Annotated in this window: 4 protein-coding genes; all 4 read right to left on the bottom strand. The window is 67.6% G+C overall.

The features are described from left to right. Positions 1 to 459 precede the first annotated feature (459 nt). The 4 genes from AC5RWU_RS23475 to AC5RWU_RS23460 all read right to left on the bottom strand — a co-directional run bounded on the left by AC5RWU_RS23475 (position 460) and on the right by AC5RWU_RS23460 (position 4,644). Complete coding sequence (locus tag AC5RWU_RS23475; protein WP_493986584.1) at positions 460 to 993, bottom strand: TetR/AcrR family transcriptional regulator; 534 nt, start codon at positions 991 to 993, stop codon at positions 460 to 462. Beyond that, positions 990 to 2,903 carry an MFS transporter gene (locus AC5RWU_RS23470; protein ID WP_493986583.1) on the bottom strand — a complete coding sequence of 638 codons (1,914 nt, stop codon included), beginning with the start codon at positions 2,901 to 2,903 and terminating at the stop codon, positions 990 to 992. Before AC5RWU_RS23470 ends, AC5RWU_RS23475 begins: the two co-directional genes overlap by 4 nt. Before the next feature lie 70 nt (positions 2,904 to 2,973). Continuing rightward, complete coding sequence (locus AC5RWU_RS23465; RefSeq protein ID WP_493986582.1) at positions 2,974 to 3,279, bottom strand: hypothetical protein; 306 nt, start codon at positions 3,277 to 3,279, stop codon at positions 2,974 to 2,976. 240 nt (positions 3,280 to 3,519) lie between these two features. Beyond that, positions 3,520 to 4,644, bottom strand: a complete 1,125-nt coding sequence (locus tag AC5RWU_RS23460) for a Gfo/Idh/MocA family protein (protein ID WP_493986581.1) — start codon at positions 4,642 to 4,644, stop codon at positions 3,520 to 3,522. Positions 4,645 to 6,041: the final 1,397 nt, after the last annotated feature.

Raw genomic sequence — 6,041 nt, 5'->3', positions numbered from 1 at the left:
AGCGCTACCTCGCCCGCCGCCTCTACCGCACCCTCAACGCTCTACACGCCCCTGACAATGCGATCCCGAACGCGGCTTGACGAGATATAGAAGATTCTGATTTTTCCCGGGCACTATGGCGACCCCTCGAGCGCTGCCTTCATTTATCTTCGGGGCGAAATTGAAGGGTGACTGTCCGATGCAGACGCCTTCTGATATCCAGCGTAGGCGGCTTCTGAAACTGACACCTCGGCTGGGGCGGTGACCCCTAGACTTCGTCGCGTTAGGTCTGCCCGGGAAAGTGTCGCGGTGGAGGATGCCCAAACAGGATGGAAACGAGGTAGGACAGGGCCAGAATTTAGGGCAGCCTCCGTCATCAGGCCCACGCATAAGTTCTCGGATAAGGCTGTCGCGCAACAGCACGGCTTACGGGACCTGAACCCTCATGGCCTTGGCCCTGCCGAACGGTGCTATCTCACACTAGCCGGCCTGGTCGATTTGGTGCTGGACAGCGCCGGCGTAGAGGTCCACGACGTCGTCGGAATTAATGTCCGGCGGGGCGAAATAGCCCGCGAACCGAATCCCCTCGGCCAGCCCCGCCAGCTGGCAGGCCACGGCTGCGGCGTGGCGCCGGTCGGGGGTCGTGTCGCCGATGATGGCCGCCACCCCGGCCAGGACGTCATGTCGGGTTGCCTCCGGCGTGGGGGACTGCCGGATCCGCGAGACCAGGGTGGCCCAGGGCTCGTTCGCTCCGGCGTCGCGGCGGGTCAGGACCTGTTGCACCAGGGCCCGGCCCAGCCGGTCCCGGGGCAGGTCCAGTTCGACCAGCGGCACCGCGGTCAGGCCGACGACGGTATACAGCTCGGCCTTCGAGCCGAACAGTTTGATTACCAGTCCGGGGGAGACTTTGGCGGCGTCGGCGATCTCGCGCACGGTGACGTCGTGGTAGCCGCGTTCGCCGAACAGGGTGGCGGCAGCGTGGCGGATGCGCGCTCGGCCATCGCCCCGGGTCATGCGGGCAGCTCGATGTCGACCCGTTCTGTCCGGGCCCGCAGGATGACCTTAACTGAGGAGGCTGTTTCCCCGTTGGGGGAGACAGCGGTGACGATGTAGGTCCCGACAGGTGGCAGGGCCAGCGTGTACTGGCCGTGCGTGTCGGTGCGGGTGGCGGCGACGAAGTCCCCGGCGCCGGCGCTGATGGTCACCAGTGCCCCCTCCAGCGGGACTTCGCTGGCCTTGATGACGCCGTCGAGCGAGAGTTCCTCCAGCAGTTCCAGGTCGTGTTCGGTGGTGCCGCCGGAAAAGGTCACGAGCTGCGAACGCGGCGCCCAGCCCCCGGCATTGGCGACCACGACATAGCGGCCTGGTCCCGGCAGGGCCGCGGTGAAAAAGCCGTCGTGGTCGGTTCGGGCCCAGTCCCCGGGAACGCCGTCCTCCCGGATGAAGGTCACGACGGCCGGCCGCTGGGGGCCGCCCGTGCCGCGCATGAGAACGCGCCCGTGGACGAGCGTCTCCTGCACGTTGTTATCCGCTTTGAGGGTGCGGCCGCCGCTGGGGATGAACAGTGCGATGGCAATGCCCACCACGGCAGCGAAGGCGGCGAGCCAGAAGGACAGGTGCAGCGCATTCAGGGACGGGACCGGAACCCCGTTGTAGTCGATGACGAGGGTGGAGAGGATCAGCCCGACGACGGCACTGGCCACGGAGGTGCCCATCGAGCGGATGAGCGCATTAACACCGTTGGCCGACGCGGTTTCAGTGATCGGAACCGCGCTCATGATCAGCGTCGGCATGGCGGCGAAGGCGAAGGCAACCCCGACGTTCACCAGGGTGGCGCCGGCGATGACCTCCCACACCGTGTTGTCCAGGAAGACCCGGGCCACATAGGTTACGGCCATGATCGCGGCGCCGAATATCAAGGTGGGCTTGCCGCCCCAGCGGTTCAGCATGGCCCCGGCGACGGGGGACAGGGCGACCATGGCCAACCCGGAAGGTACCATCGCGAGTCCGGCCACCAGCACGGAGAGGCCGAACGCGTACCCGGTCCCGGTGGGGATCTGCAATTGCTGGGTGGTGATGAGCATGTTCACGAACATCGCCACGCAGATGAAGAACGAGGAAATGTTGGTCAGCAGCACCGGTCGTTTTACAGAGGTCCGCAGATCCACCATGGGCTGGTTGACCCGTAGCTGGAGCGGGATCCAGCCCGCGAGCAGGGCCAGTGCAAGGGCCAGCAGGCCCAGAACGAGCGGGCTGGTCCAGCCCCAGCTGGACCCCTTGGAAATGGCCAGCAGGGTGGCGGTCAGGATGACCGAGAGGATCAGCGCGCCGGCGATGTCGAAGCGCCCGGGAGTCGTGAGTGTGGATTCCTTCACCAGCAGCAGGACGCCGATGAGGAACACGACACCGAGCGCTGCTGAGACCCAGAACAGCGACTCCCACCCGAAAGCGTTGTAGAGCAGCCCGGACAACGGCATTCCCAGCGCCGAGCCGATGCCAAGTGTGGCGCTCATCAGGGCGACGGCCGAGGCCACTTTCTCCTTGGGTAGTTCGTCGCGCAGCACCGAGATCCCGACCGGGATCAGAGAGGAGGCGAAGCCCTGCATGGCGCGCCCGGCGATCAGTGCCGGGAACGTGCCGCCGATCGCCGCGACGAGCGAGCCGAGGCTCATGACCGCCAGGGCCAGCAGCAGCATCTTGCGTTTGCCGTACATGTCGGCCATGCGGGAAATGATCGGGGTGAAGATCGCAGCACTGAGCAAGGTGACGGTGACCAGCCAGGATGAATCGTCGGCCGAGACACCCAGGATGCGGGGGAAGTCCGGCAGCAAGGGGATCACGAGGGTCTGCTGGAGCGCGACCACCATGCCGCAGAGGGCCAGGACGGTGGTTGTCGCCCACGCGGGGACGGAGCGAAGCGGCACGGGAGGGGCCTCCGGGAGCGGGTTGTCGCTAGGGGTAAACGGCTGTTTACCCCCAGATAAAGGAAACACCTCACCGGGTTCCGCCGTCAAACCAGTTTTGGCGGGAGCGGTCGTCGAAAACGACGGCGTTCTCGGCGGGTGCCCGTGGCGGCGGCCCAGCGCAGCGCCGCGGCGCACAGGCTGACGCGCAGGTGCCGTCCATGGCCCGGCGGATGACCATACCGGTGCGCAGGTGGATCATGGTGGCCTGGAACAACCAGCCTAGCCGGTTCGCGGGCAGGTGATGTCGCCGACCACGGGTTCCCGGAATCTCGGAGGTGAAGTCCCGGCGGCCCTTGGTCGTCGAGCAGGTGGTTGAAGCCGCGGGCGGTTCCATTTACGTCCACGACCGCCTGCAGGTAGGTGACCGGTTGCGGGTAGGGTTTCGGGGCCGCAGGAGCTGGAGCTGACGGCACTACCCGCAAGATAGCCAGCTTGAGAGTGCGGTCGGCTCCTGAAAATGACAGAGGGTATATCCGCCCTGACACCGTTCAAGTGCTCGAGTGGTGTCAGGGCGGGGCCGGTGCGACGGAAGCGTGGACGTTGTCGGGTGTGGCCGCCGGGGGTCGGCGGATGGTCAGGTGAGGTTCTGCATGGTGCCGGTGTCGGCTGCGCGGCGCAGCGCGGCGAGCATCTGTTTGCGGGTGACCGCGTCGTCGAGGCTGGGGGCGAGTCGGGTGTCGTAGCGCAGGTCGCGTTCGACGACCAGCAGGGTCTCGGCGATTGTGGCGGCCAGGGCGGGCAGGGCGGTGTCGGCGTGGATGTAGGAGGCGGGCACCTGGAGTTCTTCCAGCTCGGCTGCCCCGGCGGTGGCCCCGTGGAGGGTGAGTGGGCTCAGTTGGATGTTGCCGTTCGGGGCGGTCACCACCAGGGTGCCCTCGGTGCCGTTGATCTCCCAGTGCAGGGTCGTGCCGGCGGTTTTGCCGCCGCGGTAGTGGGCCGAGACCATGGTCCCGTCCGCGAGCCGCCCGGAGAGCAGTAGTTGGTCCGGGGTGGTCTTCTCCACGGTCTGGTCGGTGCCGGCGAGGCGGACGAGGGGCTGTTGGATCGCGGTCATCGCGGTCAGGGTGTCGAACTCGCCCAGGACGGTGCACACCGCGTCGATGGTGTGGCCGAAGGGGATGGTCATCATCGTCCCGCCGAGGGCGTCGTCCTGGAGGTAGGCCTGGGACGGGTCTACGACGTCGCCCCAGGGTCCGCCCTCGCCCACGAGCGTGGAGGACAGCACCCGGCCGAGGTAGCCGTCCTGGATGAGGTCACGCAGGTAGCGGATTTCGGGCCGGGCCCGGGCCTGCAGGCCGGTGGCCGCGTACACCCCGGCGGTGGTGAAGCCATCGCGCAGCTGGCGGGTCTGGTCCAGGGTGGATCCGGAGGGCCACTCGCTGTAGACGGGCTTGCCGGCCGCCAGGATCTTCTGCAGCAGCTCGTAGTGGTGCTCCACGCGCACGGCGACGATGACCAGGTCCACCGCGTCCGAGCCGATGAGCTCGTCCGGGTTGTCGTAGGCCTCGGGGATGCCGAACTCCTCGGCGGTGGCCTTCGCGGAGTTCAGGCGGGTGGTGCTGACCGCGCTCACCTTCAGGCCGGGGATGGTCGCCAGGGCGGGCAGGTGCGCGATGCGTCCCCAGCCGGTGGTGGAGGCGCCGATGATGCCGACCCGGATCGGGCGATCGGAGTGGACGGTGGAAGAGTGCTGGGTCAATGGTGTTCCTTGATCGTGGGGAGGTGGAGAGCAGGGGCAGGAGCATTGCGGGGGTCGCTCGGTGGCTTCCTGCGTTCGCCGGTGTTTCTGGTGTGTCTGGGACTTCAGTGGTCTTGCGTTCGGAATTCCGAACGTAAGGGTCGGGCTGGGCTGGCGCTGGGCCAGACCTTAGGGCCGGCAGGTGCTGGCTGGGCCGGGGCTGTACTGGCGGTGGCCGGCCCCGCGGGGTGTTAGCGGGTTGTGTGGGGGGTGGGTTGGTGTGGGCGGGGGTTGGTGGTGTTTTGGTGGCAGGGGCAGGGTGGGTTGTTGGTGGTTTGGATGGGGCAGCCGCCGCGGTTGGTGGGGGTGTCGCAGTTTTTGGTTATGCACCAGCCGGTGAGGGTGCTCATGGTTGGTTGTGCTCCTGTGGTGGGCTCGGGGCGTGCTCATCCCGGGGCTGGGTGTCGGGGTGGTTTGTAGTGAGTTTAAGCCAACGGACTTACCTGGGTGTTCCGGTCTGCCTTTGCGGTTTCTGTCTGACCGCCCGGTGCGGCGGCCGGGGGCGGCCTCTGGGTTCCTTGGCGTTGGTATCCGTGGGGGGCGCATGGCGCTCGTGAGGTTGTTGTGTCTGGGTGGATGGGGTAGTAGCTGAGTGGATATAGGACTGGGTATAACCCCGGGTATAAGACGTGGTAGGTGAGGGGGGGTAGAGGCTGGGGTATGTTCCGTGGTGGCGGGGCATACCCTTTTCTTTTGCGCGGCGGAGGGGGGGGGGCGGCAGTGGGGGTTCAGGAGTGGGGTGCGGTGCCTGGGTTTCGGCAAGGCGCCCGGGACCGGTTGCCCAGGGGAGGGGTGGAGGAGCTGCGGCTGCAGAGCGGTGCGGTGGTCTCCGGCGGGGAGGTCTCTCGCATCAGGCCCGGCGCGCGCAGCCGCGGTAATCCGGTGGCGTGGCGCAATTTTCTTGTCGGGGCGGGAGGTGTGGCCCGGTGGGCTGTGCTCGTGCCTGTCTTGGGCTGGGGGCCTGTGGGGTGGGTGACGCTATAGCGTCAGCGGTCTTTGCTTCGCTCTGGCTCTGCCTTGAAGGTTCCTGTGCGGGGTGGGGGGGCTTTGGGCCGGTGGGGCCTGTCCTTTGGGCTGGGGTGCAGGTGGCGGGGGGTGCCTGGCTGTGGTCAGGGGCCGGCAGTGGCTCGATCCCGCATTCCCTGAAGGTGAGCCGGGGGTGGGGAAGCGGAAAGGGAGCACGGCAGGAGGGGGAGCCAGGAGGAACGGGGCAAAGGCGTCGGGCCTGCGTTGCCCAACCGGGCGGCCGCGCCAGCGGCCACCCCGACCCGTCACCCAAGCGACGATCAGGCACCCACCCGACCCGGCACCCCCACGCGATCAACCCTAGCCCGGGCACCCGACCCGGCCCCGCCCAG

Source organism: Arthrobacter sp. B0427-1-12, from assembly GCF_059092905.1.
This window is presented reverse-complemented; position numbering and strand designations above follow the sequence as displayed.